Raw genomic sequence first — 286 nt, 5'->3', positions numbered from 1 at the left:
CGGGATGAGCTGCGATTTGCTCCAGTCTTCGCTTTTCGACAAGCCGGTAAAGGTATCAAGGAAGAACAGAATGGCGGCGACAATCAGCGCGCCTCGCAGTGCGCCGAAACAGATCCCCAACACCCGGTCAGTTCCCGACAGGCCGGTCTTTTCTACTAGCTGACCTATCACAAAATTCACGATAGCGCCGACGATAAGCGTCGCGATAAACAGTACCGCGATAGCAATCCCATTACGAACCAGTTCGTCTTCAAAGCCCGTAAACCAGACAGACAGGTAAGTGTAG

Annotated in this window: 1 protein-coding gene; it reads right to left on the bottom strand. The window is 52.8% G+C overall.

Annotated elements, in window-relative coordinates; translation table 11 throughout:
• On the bottom strand, positions 1 to 286 hold a 286-nt coding region (locus tag J4G32_RS21180; protein ID WP_210497679.1), incomplete at both ends, for a CvpA family protein.

It is taken from the genome of Microvirga antarctica (genome assembly GCF_017921815.1).
Lineage (GTDB): Bacteria > Pseudomonadota > Alphaproteobacteria > Rhizobiales > Beijerinckiaceae > Microvirga > Microvirga antarctica.
The sequence above is the reverse complement of the archived record's forward strand: the minus strand, read 5'-3'. Positions and strand labels throughout refer to the sequence as shown.